At 66.7% G+C, this 14796-nt stretch carries 10 protein-coding genes; 4 read left to right on the forward strand and 6 right to left on the reverse strand.

Annotation, left to right across the window (positions count from 1 at the left end; genetic code table 11):
- Positions 1-7 precede the first annotated feature (7 nt).
- The 4 genes from AC0L3X_RS15395 to AC0L3X_RS15410 are packed head-to-tail and all read left to right on the forward strand — an operon-like array spanning position 8 to position 3342.
- Positions 8-883: a branched-chain amino acid ABC transporter permease gene (locus AC0L3X_RS15395; RefSeq protein WP_063981942.1), complete on the forward strand. Its 876-nt coding sequence runs from the start codon at positions 8-10 to the stop codon at positions 881-883.
- Complete coding sequence (locus AC0L3X_RS15400; protein WP_063981943.1) at positions 880-1878, forward strand: branched-chain amino acid ABC transporter permease; 999 nt, start codon at positions 880-882, stop codon at positions 1876-1878. The genes AC0L3X_RS15395 and AC0L3X_RS15400 overlap by 4 nt, the downstream gene beginning before the upstream one ends.
- Positions 1875-2630, forward strand: a complete 756-nt coding sequence (locus tag AC0L3X_RS15405; RefSeq protein ID WP_063981944.1) for an ABC transporter ATP-binding protein — start codon at positions 1875-1877, stop codon at positions 2628-2630. The genes AC0L3X_RS15400 and AC0L3X_RS15405 overlap by 4 nt, the downstream gene beginning before the upstream one ends.
- Complete coding sequence (locus AC0L3X_RS15410; protein ID WP_063981945.1) at positions 2623-3342, forward strand: ABC transporter ATP-binding protein; 720 nt, start codon at positions 2623-2625, stop codon at positions 3340-3342. The genes AC0L3X_RS15405 and AC0L3X_RS15410 overlap by 8 nt, the downstream gene beginning before the upstream one ends.
- 27 nt (positions 3343-3369) lie before the next feature.
- Here the strand turns inward: AC0L3X_RS15410 and AC0L3X_RS15415 are convergent, their stop codons facing one another.
- From AC0L3X_RS15415 to AC0L3X_RS15440, 6 genes are read right to left on the reverse strand one after another with little or no spacing between them, the layout of a single operon-like run.
- A complete protein-coding gene (locus AC0L3X_RS15415; protein WP_028152189.1) occupies positions 3370-3891 on the reverse strand; it encodes a hypothetical protein in 522 nt (173 codons plus the stop codon).
- A 15-nt stretch (positions 3892-3906) separates the two neighbouring features.
- Positions 3907-7089 carry a DUF6519 domain-containing protein gene (locus AC0L3X_RS15420; protein ID WP_063981946.1) on the reverse strand — a complete coding sequence of 1061 codons (3183 nt, stop codon included), beginning with the start codon at positions 7087-7089 and terminating at the stop codon, positions 3907-3909.
- A gap of 21 nt (positions 7090-7110) precedes the next feature.
- The gene (locus AC0L3X_RS15425; protein ID WP_063981947.1) at positions 7111-9240 is read right to left on the reverse strand and encodes a hypothetical protein; all 2130 of its coding nucleotides are present in this window, start codon (positions 9238-9240) and stop codon (positions 7111-7113) included.
- Positions 9237-11876: a putative baseplate assembly protein gene (locus AC0L3X_RS15430; RefSeq protein WP_063981948.1), complete on the reverse strand. Its 2640-nt coding sequence runs from the start codon at positions 11874-11876 to the stop codon at positions 9237-9239. Before AC0L3X_RS15430 ends, AC0L3X_RS15425 begins: the two co-directional genes overlap by 4 nt.
- Complete coding sequence (locus AC0L3X_RS15435) at positions 11873-14419, reverse strand: putative baseplate assembly protein (protein ID WP_354142014.1); 2547 nt, start codon at positions 14417-14419, stop codon at positions 11873-11875. Before AC0L3X_RS15435 ends, AC0L3X_RS15430 begins: the two co-directional genes overlap by 4 nt.
- Positions 14416-14787, reverse strand: a complete 372-nt coding sequence (locus AC0L3X_RS15440) for a GPW/gp25 family protein (RefSeq protein WP_063981950.1) — start codon at positions 14785-14787, stop codon at positions 14416-14418. The genes AC0L3X_RS15435 and AC0L3X_RS15440 overlap by 4 nt, the downstream gene beginning before the upstream one ends.
- Between the last annotated feature and the right edge of the window lie 9 nt (positions 14788-14796).

Raw genomic sequence — 14796 nt, forward strand, 5'->3', positions numbered from 1 at the left:
CTGGCCGATGGACCTGTCGCTGATCATCATGCAGCTTCTTTCCGGGATCGCCCTTGGGGCGGTCCTGGTGATCACTGCGCTTGGACTGACGATCGTGTTCGGCATGCTCGGGGTGGTGAATTTCGCCCATGGCGCGCTGTTCATGATCGGGGCCTATGCGGGGCTGTATCTGGCATCGCTCACCGGCAGCTTCTGGTGGGGATTGCTGCTCGCTCCTATCCTGATCGGCGCCTTCGGCATGCTGATCGAGCTCGTCCTGATCCGCAGGCTCTATGGACGCTCGATCGACGATCCGCTGCTGCTCACCTTCGGCCTCAGCTACATCCTGGTCGAGGGTGTGCGCATCGTGTTCGGCAGCGACGGCATTCCGTTTCCGACCCCGCCGCAGCTGATCGGCGTGCTCGATCTCGGCATCGGCTTCTTCCCGCGCTATCGCCTTTTCGTCATCGCGCTGGTGGCGGTGGTGCTGCTGGTGCTCTGGCTGGCGCTGGAGAAGACCCGCATCGGCCTCATTGTGCGCGCGGGCGCCCGCGATCCCACCATCATGCAGGTGCTCGGCGTTGATATCGGCCGGGTCTGGCTTGCGATTTTTGGCCTTGGCGTCGGACTTGCCGCGCTCGGTGGTGTGCTCGCGGGTCCCATGCGCAGCGTCAATCCGGAGATGGGCTCGCTGGTACTGGCGGAGGCCTTCGTCGTGACCGTGATCGGCGGGCTCGGCTCGATCGTCGGCGCGGTCGTCGCCGGCCTCATGGTCGGCATCTCCATCAGCCTTGTGGCGCTGTTCGCACCCGAAATGGCGACCATCGTGATGTTCGCGCTGATGGCGATTGTGCTGCTGATCCGGCCGCAAGGCCTGTTCGGCGTGAGAGGGAGGACCGCGTGACATCACCATCGAGCGGCGAAGCGGTCGCCAAGCCCTCGTCCCGCGGGCTCGGCTGGCTTCTCGAGCAGCGCGTCCTGCTCTCCATCGCGGTGCTGGCCGTGCTGCCATGGCTGCTGCCGTCCCAGGCGCTGGCCGTCAACGTCCTGATCTACGGCGTCGTGGTGATGGGCTACAATCTGCTGTTCGGCTACACTGGGCTGCTGTCGTTCGGGCAGGCGGCGTTCTTCGGCGCGGGCGCCTATTTCACCGGCATTGCGATCGGCCGCTACGGCGTGCCCTGGTTCGCCGCGGTGCCGATCGCCGTCCTCCTGAGCACCGGCCTTGCCGCCGCAATCGGCATCGTCTCGACGCGCACCCGCGGCATCTATTTCTCCATGGTGACGCTGGCGCTGGCCCAGCTGGTCTACTACGTCGCGCTGCAGGCCTCGTCCTTCACGGGCGGCGAGAACGGCCTGCGCGGCTTCACCGTCGACCGCATCAGCCTGTTCGGCTTCCCCGTCAATTTCCTTGACCCCGTCAACAAATATTACGTGCTGATGGCCTTCGCGGCGCTCGCGATGTGGTTCCAGTTGCGAATCCTGAACTCGCCGTTCGGTGCCGTCATCGAGGCCATCCGCGAAAACGAGCAGCGGGCGCGGGCGTGCGGCTATGACGTCGAGCGCAGCAAGCTGATCGTGTTCATGCTGTCGGGTGCGATCTCCTCGCTTGGCGGCTGCATGCTGGCGCTGCACCTGTCGATCGTACCGCTCGACCTTTTGCACTACCAGACATCGGGCATGATCGTGATGATGGTGCTGCTTGGCGGCGCGCGCAGCTTCTTCGGGCCCTTCGTCGGGGCTGCGAGCTTCCTGATCCTGGAGGATGTCATCTCGCTTTGGACGCCGCATTGGCAGATTTTTGTCGGCGCGATCTTCGTGCTGTTCGTGCTGTTCCTGCCCAAGGGGATCTGGGGAACGCTGCTCGACACGCTCGGCATCGGAAAGGCGCGGCCATGAGCGGCGAACTGCTTCGCGTCGAGGGGGTCGGCAAGCGTTTTGGCGGCTTCGTCGCGCTCGAAGACATTACCGTGTCCTTTGCGGCGGGACAGCTCACCTCGATCATCGGGCCGAACGGCGCTGGCAAGAGCACCTTCTTCAACATCCTCTCCGGCGCGCTGCCCCCGACGTCGGGCACGCTGCACTTCAGGGGACGCGAGCTGAACGGCCTTCCGCAGCACCGCTTCGTGCATCAGGGCATCTCGCGCTCCTACCAGATCACCAACATCTTTCCGGATTTGTCCGTGCACGAGAATGTGCGCGTGGCGGCGCAGGCGCTGACCGTGAGCTACGACATCTGGCGCAACCGCGCCCGGCTGACGGAGCTGAATGCGCGCGCCGATGCGGCGCTTGAGGCGGTCGGACTGCTCGGCAAGCGCGCCGAATTGGCAAAATTCCTCTCGCACGGCCAGCAGCGCGCGCTGGAGATCGCGATCGCGCTGGTCTCCGAGCCCGAGCTGCTCCTGCTCGACGAGCCCACCGCCGGCATGGGGCCGGAAGAAACCAAGGACATGGTCGCGCTGCTCGAACGGCTCGCGGAGAAGCGCACGGTGCTGCTGGTCGAGCACAAGATGAAGATGGTGCTCGGCCTGTCCAAGCGTGTCGTGGTGCTGCATCACGGCCGTCTGCTGGCGGACGGCGCGCCCGACGAGATCAGGAGCAACCCGGAAGTCCGACGGGTTTACCTCGGACAGAGTGAGGGCTATGGCTGAGACCGCGCTGCTCGAAATCGATGATCTCCACGCCTGGTATGGCGCAAGCCATATCCTGCACGGCATTTCCCTGCACGTGAAGGAGGGCGAGGTGGTCGCTCTCGTCGGCCGCAACGGCGCCGGCAAGACCACGACCTTGCGCTCGATGATGGGTCTGATGCCGAAGGCGACCGGCCGCGTGCGCTTTGCGGGCAGGGAGCTGCTGCCGCTCCGCGCTCATCAGCGCTTCCATCTCGGTTTGGCCTATGTGCCGGAGGAGCGCCGCATCGTTCCCGGTCTCTCCGTGCGCGAGAACTTGCGGCTCGGCCTGGTCGCGGCCGGAAGCGAGATCGAGGAGCGCGCCGCGATCGACGAGATCGCCGAAACCTTTCCGCGCCTGAAGGAACGCCTCGATCAGGAGGGCGTCACGCTTTCGGGCGGCGAGCAACAGATGCTCGCGATCGCCCGCGCGCTGATCGCAAAGCCCAAGATGATCCTGCTCGACGAGCCCTCGGAAGGCATCATGCCCGTCCTGGTCGAGGAGATGGGCGTGCTGTTCCGCCGCCTGCGCGACGAGGGCAAGACACTGCTGCTGGTCGAGCAGAACGTCGAATGGGCCCTCCGGCTGGCCGACCGCGCGGTGATCATCGACCAGGGCGAGGTCGTGCATCAAAGCAGCGCCGCGGCGCTGCTGGCGGACAAGGACATCCAGGAGCGCTACTGCGCGGTGTGACGGCTCCGAGGGCCGCACGCGAGCAGGTCATCCAAGCAGCTTGCCGAGTTCGTTGAGCTTTGCGATCGCGGCCTTGCCGACCTCAGTGATGTTCTTTTCCGCGCGTGCGGCAAGCTCGCGATCGGCCTCGAAGCCTTTCCTGACGGCATTGACGCTTTCGCGGATCTGGCCGCCCACATTGGGGTCGCCGATCGCTTTCTTCACCGCGCCGTCGTCGAAGGCCTTGACGGTCTGCTCCTGATCCGCGAGCCGCGCGTTGCTGCCGGCTGCGGTCTCCTCGAGCGCGAGGCCGAGCGCCTCATCCAGGAGTTCGTGCAAGGCTGTGAGCGGACCCTCGGTGGCGGAGCTTGTGGTGCTGACCTTGAAGCCCGGCGTATCCGGCACGAACAGCACAGTGCCGCGCGCGAGCCTGTTCAGATCGGCATGCGGATTGGCCTCCTGCAAGGCTTTCAGCGCAGCCTCGCTGCGAACCTGACTTAGATTGGCATGCAGCAGCTTCTCGCTGACAGCCTTGAGTTTTGTCTCGTCTCCAACGATGAAGGTGCGCATCGAAATCTCCGCGGATTAGCCGATCACGTTGAGTGGCGCCCACGGCGTGTTGGCAATGCCGCCGGGGATGATGATGTTGCTGGTTGTGATGTTGCCGATCACGGTCACTGCCCGCGCGCCGGTGAGGCGGATCGAGCTTTCGCCGCCGCGCACCCGGTTCGTGCTGATGATGGCGACCGCGCTCTCCAGCGAAACGGCGACGCTTCTGCTGCCGGATTCCACCCGGTTGTCGTTGAACAGGCATTCCTGGCCGGCCACGATCAGAACGGCGGGGGCTGGCCCGCGCGCGGACAGCATGTTGCCGATGATGCCGGCGCGCGCGCCCTCGGTGTCGTTGGCGGCAAGGCTTGCCCTGACGAACGCATAGTCGGCGCCAAGCGCGAGGATCCGCCCGTCGCCGAGCCGGATCGCGATCTTGTCGCCGGCTTGTCCGAACGGCACCTTCGGATTGACCTCTGCCGTGGTGAGCGCGAACCAGTTGCCGTCTGAATTGTCCACGCCTGCCGTGAGGTCGCGCTGCACGCTGTTGTGATTGACCTCGATCTGGGTCTGCGGCGCGCGCAGCATGATGCCGGCGCTGGTGCCGACAAACCCCTTGGCGGGCGCGACCTCGACGATCTCGTTGCCGCCCACGCGCGGGCGGTTGACGCCGAAGGTGACGACGCCGGCGCGCAGTGCGGACTTGACCGCCGTCAGGCCGATCGCGCGAACCAGATTGCCCGCAATCGTCGCGCTGTCAGCGCGGATCACCTCGATGCCGACCACGGTGCCGTTCTCGCTCTCGGTGACCGGTTCGATGTTGCGGATGTGGTTATTCTCGATCGAGACGGCTGCGGCGTCGGTCGCGCCGCCGAGCATGATCCCGGCGCCGCAGGCGTCGATCGCGTTGAGCTTGATGATCAGGTCCTGTGCTCCGGCAATCACCTTGATTCCGGCCGTGCCGAAGCCGTGGATCTGGTTGGCGAGGATATGCGCAGTGGCGGTGCTGCGGCGGTCGAGCCCGGGGATCAGCCCGATGCCGACGTGATCGCCGGGCGACCAGTTGCGCAGCTGGTTGCGCTCGATCCACAGCCCCGCCGCGGCACAGGCGATGCCGTTGGCCGTGACGTTGCAACTGTTGCCGTCGATAGCCAGCGAGGCGCCGGGAAGCGCAAGGCCCTGCGCGGCGATGGCGGTGTCGGTGCAGCCGATGATCTCGTTGTGCGCAATCCGTGTGGCGAGCAGATGCAGCACCTCGTCGGCGAAGGCGATCGCGCCGCGCTGGCACAGAAGGACGTTCTCCTCGATCGTCACCGCGGCCGTCAGCAGGAAGCCGGCACCGTTCTCCACGCCCTTGAGGGCGCCGCCCGCAATCGCAACCGGCGCGAAGATCGCGTTCTCGGCGAGCTTCGCACCGCCAACCACACCGCGCAGCACCACCGCCGGGAGCTGTGCATTCTCGGTGCCGAGTGCCGCGATGGCGAGACGGGTCAGGCCGAGGCCGATGCAGGTCGAGACGTCGATGGTGGGGTCGCGTGCGAGCGAAAGGATCGCGAGGTCCTCGATTGCGATCGCAAAAGAGTCCTGGATGGCGAAGGCGCCGGTCGGCGCCACCAGCAGCGTTGCCGGGCCCTTGCCGGCGATGCGGACCGATTTCGCCTGGTTGATCGCCACGGCCTCTTTGAGCACGTAACGGCCGGGGCCGAGGCAGATGGTGCCGCCGGTCTCGCGCACCTTGTTGACGGCGTCCTGGATGGTGAAGCTGCCGCTCTCGTGCTGCTCGACCGTGACACAGGCCGTGCAGGCACAGTCGTGGCCTTCGCCTTTCGGCGGCCACGGGTGGCGGCAGTCGGTGACACTCTTGGCGCCGACATCCCAGATGCCGAGCCGTGCATAATGGTGATGGATGCCGCGCGGCGGAGCGCGGTCGAGCAACTCGACGCTGGCATCCGCCGTGCGCGCGGCGAAGGCCCACCAGTCGCCGGCACGACAGCCCGCAGCCCCGGTCGAATCGAAGCTCACTGTGACGCCGTCCTCGAGCAGGACTGTCGTGCCCGCGGCGGGCACCTTGATCACGCCGGTCGATCCGGCGGCATCGAGATCGCCGATCTGCACCGGCGTGCCGCTGGCATCGGTCCGGAACACCTTTCCCTTCTGATCCCAGCGGCGCACTCGCAAATTGGTCTGCTTCGGCCAATCGCTGTTGGGGAATCCCGGCGGCAGCATCAGGGCCGGCAGTGCCGGTGTGAAGCTGATGCGGCGGGTCGCCTCGGTGACGGTGATGCGGCGCATCTCGCCGGCCTTCTGCGAGAACTCTCTGGGGTCGTCGATGATCTCGACCCAGTCGCCGGTGTTGAAACGCAGCACGTCGTCGCGCCCGAGACTGTCGAGCTCGAGTTCGGTGGCCGAGATCATGCTGGCGACGCGCGAGCCGACGCTGGCATTTTCGCGCGACCATTTGAAGGTCGCAGTGCCGCCGGGCTGGCCGGGGTCGTGGATCTCGACCCGGTAGAGCTGGTTCTCGAGGCCGCGGAAGCCGCCGGTCGGCGGCAGCTCGCAGGGGTCGGTCACCGGAGCTGCGTCGAACGTGCCTGTCGTAAGCACGCCGGTCGATGGCGCGATCACTGTGGTCCAACCCGGCATGTCCTCGTCGGGCGTCGCGCAGCTGGTGTTGGCGCCGGCATCGGTGTCGAGCACGCGCACCTGCCACACCGTCTGGAGCCGCGAGCTGGTCTCGACGCCGACGGCGATCTCGACCAGTTCCGGCCGCTCGAGCCAGGTCAGCTCGCGATTCCAGACGTCGAGATAGACGAGATGACGGCCGGCGGTCGGCAGTGGCGGCCGCACCTTGGCCGGCAGATAGGGCTGGGTCTCATAGGTCAACTTGTCGGTGAAGACTGTCTCGGCCATGAGATCGTCGAACAGGCGCTTGCCGGGATCGGCAAGGCCGTGGTTCTCCGCGAGCAGACCGTCGACATAGAGCCGCCCCTTGCCGATCTCGAGCGTATTGCCGGCAACGCCGAGCTTGAATGCATCCGGGGTCGTCGAGGACACCGTATCGCGGTCGAGAATGTCGCTGGCGAGTGCACGCAGCCTGCGATCGAGGATCGCCATCAGCTCGTTGGCGTCGCCGTCCAGCAGCACCGCGCCCTGTTTCAGCTCCACGCCGGCGAAGTCGAGCAGCGGGTCGAGACGAACGCGTGAGAAGTCGGCACCCATGATAGCCTCCGATGCACTCGGTCAACTCGCGAAGAACAGGCCCGCGTGCAGCCCGAAACGTAGATATTCATCGAGCCGCAGCCTGAGATTGGCCTCGCGCTGCGGCTGGAATAATGCGTTGAGAACGCCGATCTCGCTGTCATTGTCGCCGCCGGCGCGGATCGTGAGGCTCGTGGCGCGGCGCAGCTGCCCGTAACCGGGATCGCCATAACGCAGCGAGGTGAACAGCGGCAGCGCCGTGGGCGCCGTGTCATTCGGCACGCAATGGAAGCGCCGCGGCGTGATCGAACCCGCGGGCACGTAACAGAAGCGGACGCAACCTTCCTGGCGACGCTGGACCAAGAGCGGCGCGATCCACTTTTCCGCGGGCTTTGGACCAAGCTCTGCGAAGAAGATGGTGTTGGAGGCGAGCTTCAACAGTTTCGTGTGAACCTTGCCGATGACGGTGCATTGGGCGACCGTCAGTTCGGCGCAGGGGCTGCCCGCGGCATCGGCGGCAAAGGCGACGTTCGCCGGCGCGCCGGCATCGATGATGCAGTCGGTCAGCGTTACCTCGGCATCAGTGACGGCGCGGATCGGGCCGACGATGCAGCGCTCCAATGTCACTTTGGCGAAGGGATGCTCGATGATCAGGCTCGGCTCGCCCGGCGAGGTCGGACTGCCGTCCCCATTCAGGGTAAGCCCAGGCACCAGCGTGCAATCGCGCAGCAGCAGCTCCCGCGGCTCGACATCGGCAAAGGCCGCCAGCCGCAACGCGCCGCCCGATATCACGAGCCCGTCGAGCGTGAGGCGACCGCGCGCGCCGATGTCGAGCGTGATCTCGCCGCCCGCCGCCAGCAGCGGGCGGGTCTGGTCATGCGCGGCGACCACGACATGGTGCGGCGTGGCATCTCCGGTCACATCGTCGACGACAAAGGTCGGCGTCTCCCTGTAGGTCAGGCTGTCGCCGATGATGAGGCGGCCACCGGTCCTGATCAAATTGAGCTTGGCCTGCCACGCGCCTCCGGCATCGACGGTCTGCTCGTTGCCGATATCGCCCGCGGCGGGCACGCGCGGATATTCGCCGCCGCCGATCTGCCGCGCAGTGCCGTAGTGGAATGTCGCAAGCAGCGGTCCGTCGGCGGGATTGCCGAGCAGCACACGGCCACGCTCGGGATCGAAGCCGATCGTGCCCGCCGTCACCTGCGCCTCATGGGCCCAGCCGATGACATTGCCGCCGCCATCGAGAATGTCGCGGAGATCGCAGACCCGCACCTTGGCCGTCGGCACCGGGATGGGCGGGGTGCCCGGCGTGAAAAACACCAGGCTCTCGCCGTCGCCATAATCGTCCTCGCGCCGTGCGTTCGGCTGTGCGGTTGCCTGCGCGGCGCGCACCGCCATCGCCATCAGCCGCACCGACAGCGGCTCCGGCGCATTGATCGGCTCGGCGAGATGGGAGATGTCGGACTCGGCCTGCGCGAATCGAAACAGCCGCATGTCCGCGCCGAGTGGGTTGAGATGGAATTTCCGGCCGGTCGCGTCGCCGGCGTCAGGCGTCAGCGGCACCGCCGTGAGTGACAGCGATAACAGCCGCCACAGGAAGATGCCGATATTGGGGATGTTGTAGCGGCCGGCGCCCGTTTCCGGCCGCCGCATCTCGGCGGTGTGCGCGATGCTGTTGAAGGCGCCGTCGCGCCGGAACAGTGCCGCCGTGTCGCGCAGATTGCAGGTCGCGGGCGCATGCAGTCGGATGTGCTTCATGTATTGCGTGGTGGCGAGCTGCTCGAAAAATTCGACCGCATGTGCCGGCCAGCCGGTGACGTCCTGCGCGAGCTCTTCCAGCATCAGCGCGGTGCCCTTGCGGCGGCGGAAGGCGATGGTGTCGGCGACTTCGGCACGCGGCGAGGTCAGCTCGGTGCCGAGCCCGCGCAGCGGCCGGTAGCCGATGAGATCGCCGATATAGGGCGTCACCCACTCGGCGCAGGTTTCGATGAACTGGTCGTCGTAGAGCTGGTCGACGGACTCTTCCAGCGTGGCGAACTCGCGCGCAAATGCCGCCAATAGAGCTTGGAGCGGACCGGCCTTTGCCGGATCGCCCGCAAGCGCGGCGTCGCGCAGCCGGTGCAGCGTCGGCAGCAGGCTGTAGAGCCGTTCGGGGGTGAGGCTGTTCATGCCATCTCCTCCAGGATGTCGAACGGCGCCGGGTTCAGCGTCAGCAGCTCGCTTGGCTTCGCCGCGCCCTGGTCGACATGCATCCGCGAGGCGAGCAGGCGGACCTGGCGCGAGGGAATGGTCTGCGCGAAGGGCGCCGTGCCGCCATAGAGCTGGACGAGGTCGACAGCAACGACGCCGGGCACCGACTGTGCCGCCGCGATCACGTCGGATTGCTGCACTGGCTGGCCGAGCTCACGCGCGTCGAAGGCGAAGTGCGCACGCAGCGCCGCCTCGACCGCGGTGAGCACGGCCTTGGCGTCGAAATCGGGATCGCGCTTGACCTTCAATCCGATCCGGAAGGTGCCGGGCTGGTAGGGCAGCAGCACGACAGCGACATGCGGATCGCCGCCGGCCTTCAGCGCAGCGAGCAAATTGGTCCACACCGGGCTGGTCGAATTGACGGGAGCGCCGGGCGGCCCCGCGATCGTGATGGCGATGGTCTTTCCGCGCGGCAGTTGCAGCACCTGCGCCTGCGCCTTGGCAATGCCGGTGAAGGCGCGGGCAAAATCCTCATAGTCAAGGACGGACACGACGCGGCCGAGCGTGCGTGCGCCGAGCGGCATGCTGCGTCGCGCCGCATCCGCCGGCTCCGGATCGTTGCCGCCTTCGGCCGCGAACGGGTTGCTCACGCCCTTGAGGCCGAGCGGGCGCGACAGCAGTTGGCTCAGTGTCTCGGCGCGGACATTGCCGGCGCCCCCGATGCCCTTGCGGTAGGTGGCGCGGACGTTGTTGAGCCCGCTCGGCAGCCGCGCACCGCTGGCGCCGTCGCCGAATTTCACGAGATTGCGCCCTTGCTCGTCAATATCGAGCGCAAAGACGCGATCGGTCGCGGCTGTGCCGAACAGCGTCGCGCGCTCGTGCCATGCGATCTCGCCGACCCGCAACGTCAATTCGCTCGCGGCACCACTCTCATTGGCGGCGGCGCGATAGGTCAGCGGAACCTGCTTCAGCTCGAATTGCTGGAACGGCTGGGCCGAATCGCCCGAGCCGAGGATCTGGGTCACCGTCTCGCCATGCGAAGCCGGCACTACATTGCCATGAACCACGATGCTGCCGCGGTCGAGGCTGCCGGCGAGCGGCGGGTCGATCTGAAGCATGCAGCGGCCGGCATCGACAGCCTGGGCGGATACGAGGTTGGCCTGCACGACAACGGCCTGGCCGTCGGAGACGCGATTGCCTCGCACGATCAGCCGTCGCCCTGCGACGAGGCCATCGGCACTGACGGCTGCAGGGATGCTGCTGCCGGTCGCGGCATCATCGACGGCGTAGGGCGCAAGCGCGAGCTGCTCGGACTGCACGAAGGCTGTGATGCGACGAACTTGGTCCTGATAGCGGTCGTAATGGGAGCCGCGCAATTGCAGCCGGGTGACCTTGCCGGCCAGCGCGAACTCCGCGCGCGACGTCTCGTCCGCATCGGCTATCTGGTAGACGTCGAGATGCGGGCCGAGATCGAGGATGACATCCGACTTGCCGAAGGCCTTGATGATGACCTGGATGGAGCCCCTGGCTGCCATCGAAAGCACGACGTAACCGCCGGCGCGGACCTCGGAATAGACCGTATCGAGATCAATGAAACCGCCGCCCTGGGCCGAGCCCATCGGCGAGATCGTGTAGTCGGGCCACTCCGGCGCGTCACTCCCGCTCGGATAGTTGTTGCGAAAGTCCGTCGACATCGACTTCCACATCGGCGCGTTGTGGCCGAAGGGTGCTGCCCGCTTGCGCAGCGCATAGACCTTCGAGTTCTGGGCGGCCGTGACCCCGGAAAGACCGAGCTGCCAGGTCACCTTGGTGCGATCGAAATCCAATTGCAGCTCGACACTGTCGATGAAGCGGAAATCGCAGTTGCTGTCATTCGTACCGGGATTGAAGGCATCGCCGACGATCAGCAGCGCATCGCCCGGCTTCAGATTGTTGCGCTGGCCGGCGAGGTACATGACCGTGTCGCCTTTGTCCGGTCTGCGTGTCTCCGCCAGCCACGGTCGGATCGCATTCCAGGCCGGCCGTGCGGCGGCCAGTCGCTCGACCGTTTCGAAGGTCTGCGGCTTCTCGTCCGGCCCCGGTACGCTCTGCACTTTCGTGCCGATCTCGATCGACACTTGAGCGGGCACGCCGGTGACGAAGCTGCCCGGCTCGGGCGACAGCTTTGGCGGCGGCGCAGGGGGCGTTTCCAGCGTGAAGGCGAGCCAGGTCTCGGCGGCGACGCCGGGCCGCAGGCGGTAGCCGATCAGCCGGCCCATCTCCTGGAGCGAGACGCGCTCCAGCGCAGTGCGGAGATAGGATTCGTTGGCGATGCGCTCCTGGTAGAAGGTGAGCACGTCGGCAGCGCAGGCGAACGCATCGATCAGGCCGATGGTGAAATCGTCATCGGCGCGGCTTTGCAGCTTGCCCAGCGGTGCGAACGCGGCAGAGGACAGCGCGGCGTGCAGGCTGTCGCGGAACTGGGCGTGGTCGCCGACGCGGTAGGCGATGGCGGAGAGGCCGTAGCGGTTCGAGATGCCTTGCGGCGTCTCGGCTTCAATGCCGGCGCAGCAGCCGCAGCTCTCGCTGCCGGCAGGCAGGGCATGAGGCTTGATGGTTGGGACCGGTAGCGTCATTTGCCGCCTCCCGCCTCGATGATGAGCCGGCCGCGCTCGCGGAAACTCGGATTATTGGCAAGCTGCGCGATCTCGAGGCTTCCGATCGGGATCACCTCGTCATCCAGCGAGGTCGCGAGCGGCGAGATCAGCCGCTGGAATTTTTCCGCCTGCACCGCCTCGACACCCTCGACCGCTTGTGCGGCCGCGATGATGCGGCTGAGATAGACGGGATCGCCGAAGGTGAAATTGTCGGGATGGAACAGGCCGAGCGTGCCATCGGGCAGCACCGCGCTCGACAGCACCGTCCGCACGGCCTGCGCGACATCGGCGCGGAAATAGTCTGGCTTGACGCAGACATGCAGTGTGACATCGAGCGGGACATAGCGTGGCGGCCGTACGTCGAGGTCGTAGCCGGCCATCCTGAACCGCTCGAGATGGTTGCGCAGTTGCGTAGCGAAGGGCGCGTCGACTACGCCGCCGCCGAAGCGGTCGGGCGTCACGAACACGGTGTGCCAGCTTCCGGTCCAGCGGAACGTTGCGGCCGCGCGCTGCACGTCGGCACGTCGTTCACTGGCGGCGGCGTAATCGGCCGCCGTCACCGCGCGCTCCTGGGTACGGAACGCCTGTGGGGCATCGCGTCGGGCGGCTTCGATGTCCTCGGGCTCGACGCCGCCGGATGCGGGAAGCGGATTGCGTACGGCCTCGAACACGCCGTCCGTGGTGCTGACGATGTGGGCGATGGCTTCGGCGCCGACATTTCCGGATGTGCCGTTGCCGATCCGGTAGGTCGCCGTGAATGCGGTGTCTTCGGCCGGGCGCTTGCCGAGCAGGCCGTCACCGAACCGCAGCAAGGCCTCGCCGTGGTTGTCGATCTCGACCACGACATGCGGCGCGTTGCCGGCGCTGTCGATGAGGTCGCGTCGCGGCAGCCAGTGCTCGGTGATGCCGGCGACTTGTCCCGTGAGATCGACGATGGCAGGCGTGGCGTCGCGCGGCGACAAGAGCGAAAATGCGCTGGCCGCCCACCACGGCTTGTCGTTGCTGACGGGAACGGCGAGCAGCGCGCCGAGATCGAAGGATTGCGTCAACGGGCTGTTTGCCAGCACCGGGCGGAAGCGCGGCGGCAGCATGACGTCCGGGGACGAGGTGCAGCAATTGCCCGGCGCGCGCGATGCCTGCTTCAAGCTGGCGCGCGGCATCACGCCGAGCTGTTCGGGCGGCAGCGTGCGGCCGTGATCGACGAGCACGATATTGCCGCGCGCAACACTGATCGCGAGCTCGGGGCGGTCCTCCACCGTCAGGCAGAGCGGGAAGGGCAGCGCGTCGGCCTCGCTCCAGGCGAGCTCGGTGACGTCGACCGGGCCGTCGACCGGAGGCTCGTCGAACAGCCCGCCGGACGGATCGCTCGTAAGCGTCCTCTCGGTCAGCCGCACCGCGCAGCGATGGCCAGGATCGGCATCGGCGGCAGACAACGTCGTTGGGCTGATCACCTCCTCGAAGATCAGGATATCGCCGATAGCGAGCGTATCAATGTGGCCGCGCAACGTCGCACGCGTGGTGCCGCGGGGCAGGCAGCATCCGTTGTTGCCCCAGGCATAAAAGGTGAGACTGTTCTGTTGCTGGTCCAACTCGGCGGGAGCGACCGTCCCGAACATCTCGGCGCCACCGTCGATCGCGTCGTTCAATTCGCGCGAGCCCGGCGTCAGCACTACGTCCAACCCGGGCACGCGGGTGAGAAGCTGCGTGCCCTTCGGTAGCGCGATTTTCTGTCCATTCACGCCGAAATGCACGAAGGCGCGCGCGTTGCAGCCCTCGTGCAAATGATAGTCGACCAGCCTCGCATGGCGTCGCACCGAGATGCGCTGCCGCGCGGTGGCGAGATAGGCTTCGTTGGCGACCGCATCCTGGCGATAGGCGAGGTTGTCGGCGGCATAAGCGAGCAGCTCGACCAGGGTCACGCCGAGATCCGCCGCCGAACGCTCCTGCCAGCCGGGCACGAGCAGGCTGAGCCTATCAAGCATCAACCGGCGAAAACCCTGATAGTCGCGCGCGAGATAGTCGATCTCCGGCCTCAAGCGCGGCACGGGCGGGCACGGCGCGGTGTCCGCGCAGTCATAGTCCGAGGGACATTCGACCTTGAAGGTGAAGTCGATCGCCGACAGCTTTGGATCGAAGCCGGCCGGCGGCTGGTCCGAGCCGGAATTGGCGAAGATGCCGAAATTGTAGATCGAATAATCCCCGCCGCTGTCGGTTCGGACGACCAGCGTGCGGGCGAGATCGTCGACGGTGTCGACGAGGCCCGGCTCGGCCTCGGCCGGCAGCGCGTCGGCCGGCGCACACCAGACCACGCCGACGGTCGCGATCCGTTCGCCGCCGGTGATGCGCAGATTATCCGACGAGAGCGTGAAGCCGGAATGCAGCAGCCGCACCAGCAGGGTCTGTTGCCGCGGCGCGCCGGGCGGAGAAGCGAGGTCGAGCACCTCGATGAATGCGATGGCGTTGGCGCTGCCCTTGGCCTCGAGCACTTCGAGCCGGCGCGGATCGCAGCAATGTTGCTTCATGCCGCGCCCCCCGGAACCGCAAAGCTCGCGACGTGGCTGGTGCGGTCGGCAAGCACGACGTAGCGGATCTCGACCCGCAGCACCGCATCGTCATTGATCACCTCGACCGAGGTGACGGCGATCAGATGCGACAGGTGCTGATGCAGCGCGGCCTGGGCCAGCATCTGCGTGGTCGCGGCGAGCGTCACCGAATTGGGCTCGAACACCAGCGCCAGGAGTCCCGCGCCGAAATCCGGCCGCATCACCCGCTCGCCCTGCATCGTGAACAGCACCTGCTCGATCAGGTCGCGGATGTGATCGGGACGGCCGGTCGTGGCCGTGCGGCCCTGGTCGTCGAAATGATAGGGGAAATCGAGTTCGCTGCTCACGCCGTCCTC

It is taken from the genome of Bradyrhizobium sp. MI1.7, assembly GCF_055811795.1.

Excerpts from the sequence above, each read along its gene's own strand:
- AC0L3X_RS15410 (WP_063981945.1), top strand. The coding sequence starts at position 2,623 with ATGGCTGAGACCGCGCTGCTCGAAATCGATGATCTCCACGCCTGGTAT.
- AC0L3X_RS15405 (WP_063981944.1), top strand. The coding sequence starts at position 1,875 with ATGAGCGGCGAACTGCTTCGCGTCGAGGGGGTCGGCAAGCGTTTTGGC.
- AC0L3X_RS15435 (WP_354142014.1), bottom strand. The coding sequence starts at position 14,419 with ATGAAGCAACATTGCTGCGATCCGCGCCGGCTCGAAGTGCTCGAGGCC.
- AC0L3X_RS15420 (WP_063981946.1), bottom strand. The coding sequence starts at position 7,089 with ATGGGTGCCGACTTCTCACGCGTTCGTCTCGACCCGCTGCTCGACTTC.
- AC0L3X_RS15415 (WP_028152189.1), bottom strand. The coding sequence starts at position 3,891 with ATGCGCACCTTCATCGTTGGAGACGAGACAAAACTCAAGGCTGTCAGC.
- AC0L3X_RS15430 (WP_063981948.1), bottom strand. The coding sequence starts at position 11,876 with ATGACGCTACCGGTCCCAACCATCAAGCCTCATGCCCTGCCTGCCGGC.
- AC0L3X_RS15395 (WP_063981942.1), top strand. The coding sequence starts at position 8 with ATGGACCTGTCGCTGATCATCATGCAGCTTCTTTCCGGGATCGCCCTT.
- AC0L3X_RS15425 (WP_063981947.1), bottom strand. The coding sequence starts at position 9,240 with ATGAACAGCCTCACCCCCGAACGGCTCTACAGCCTGCTGCCGACGCTG.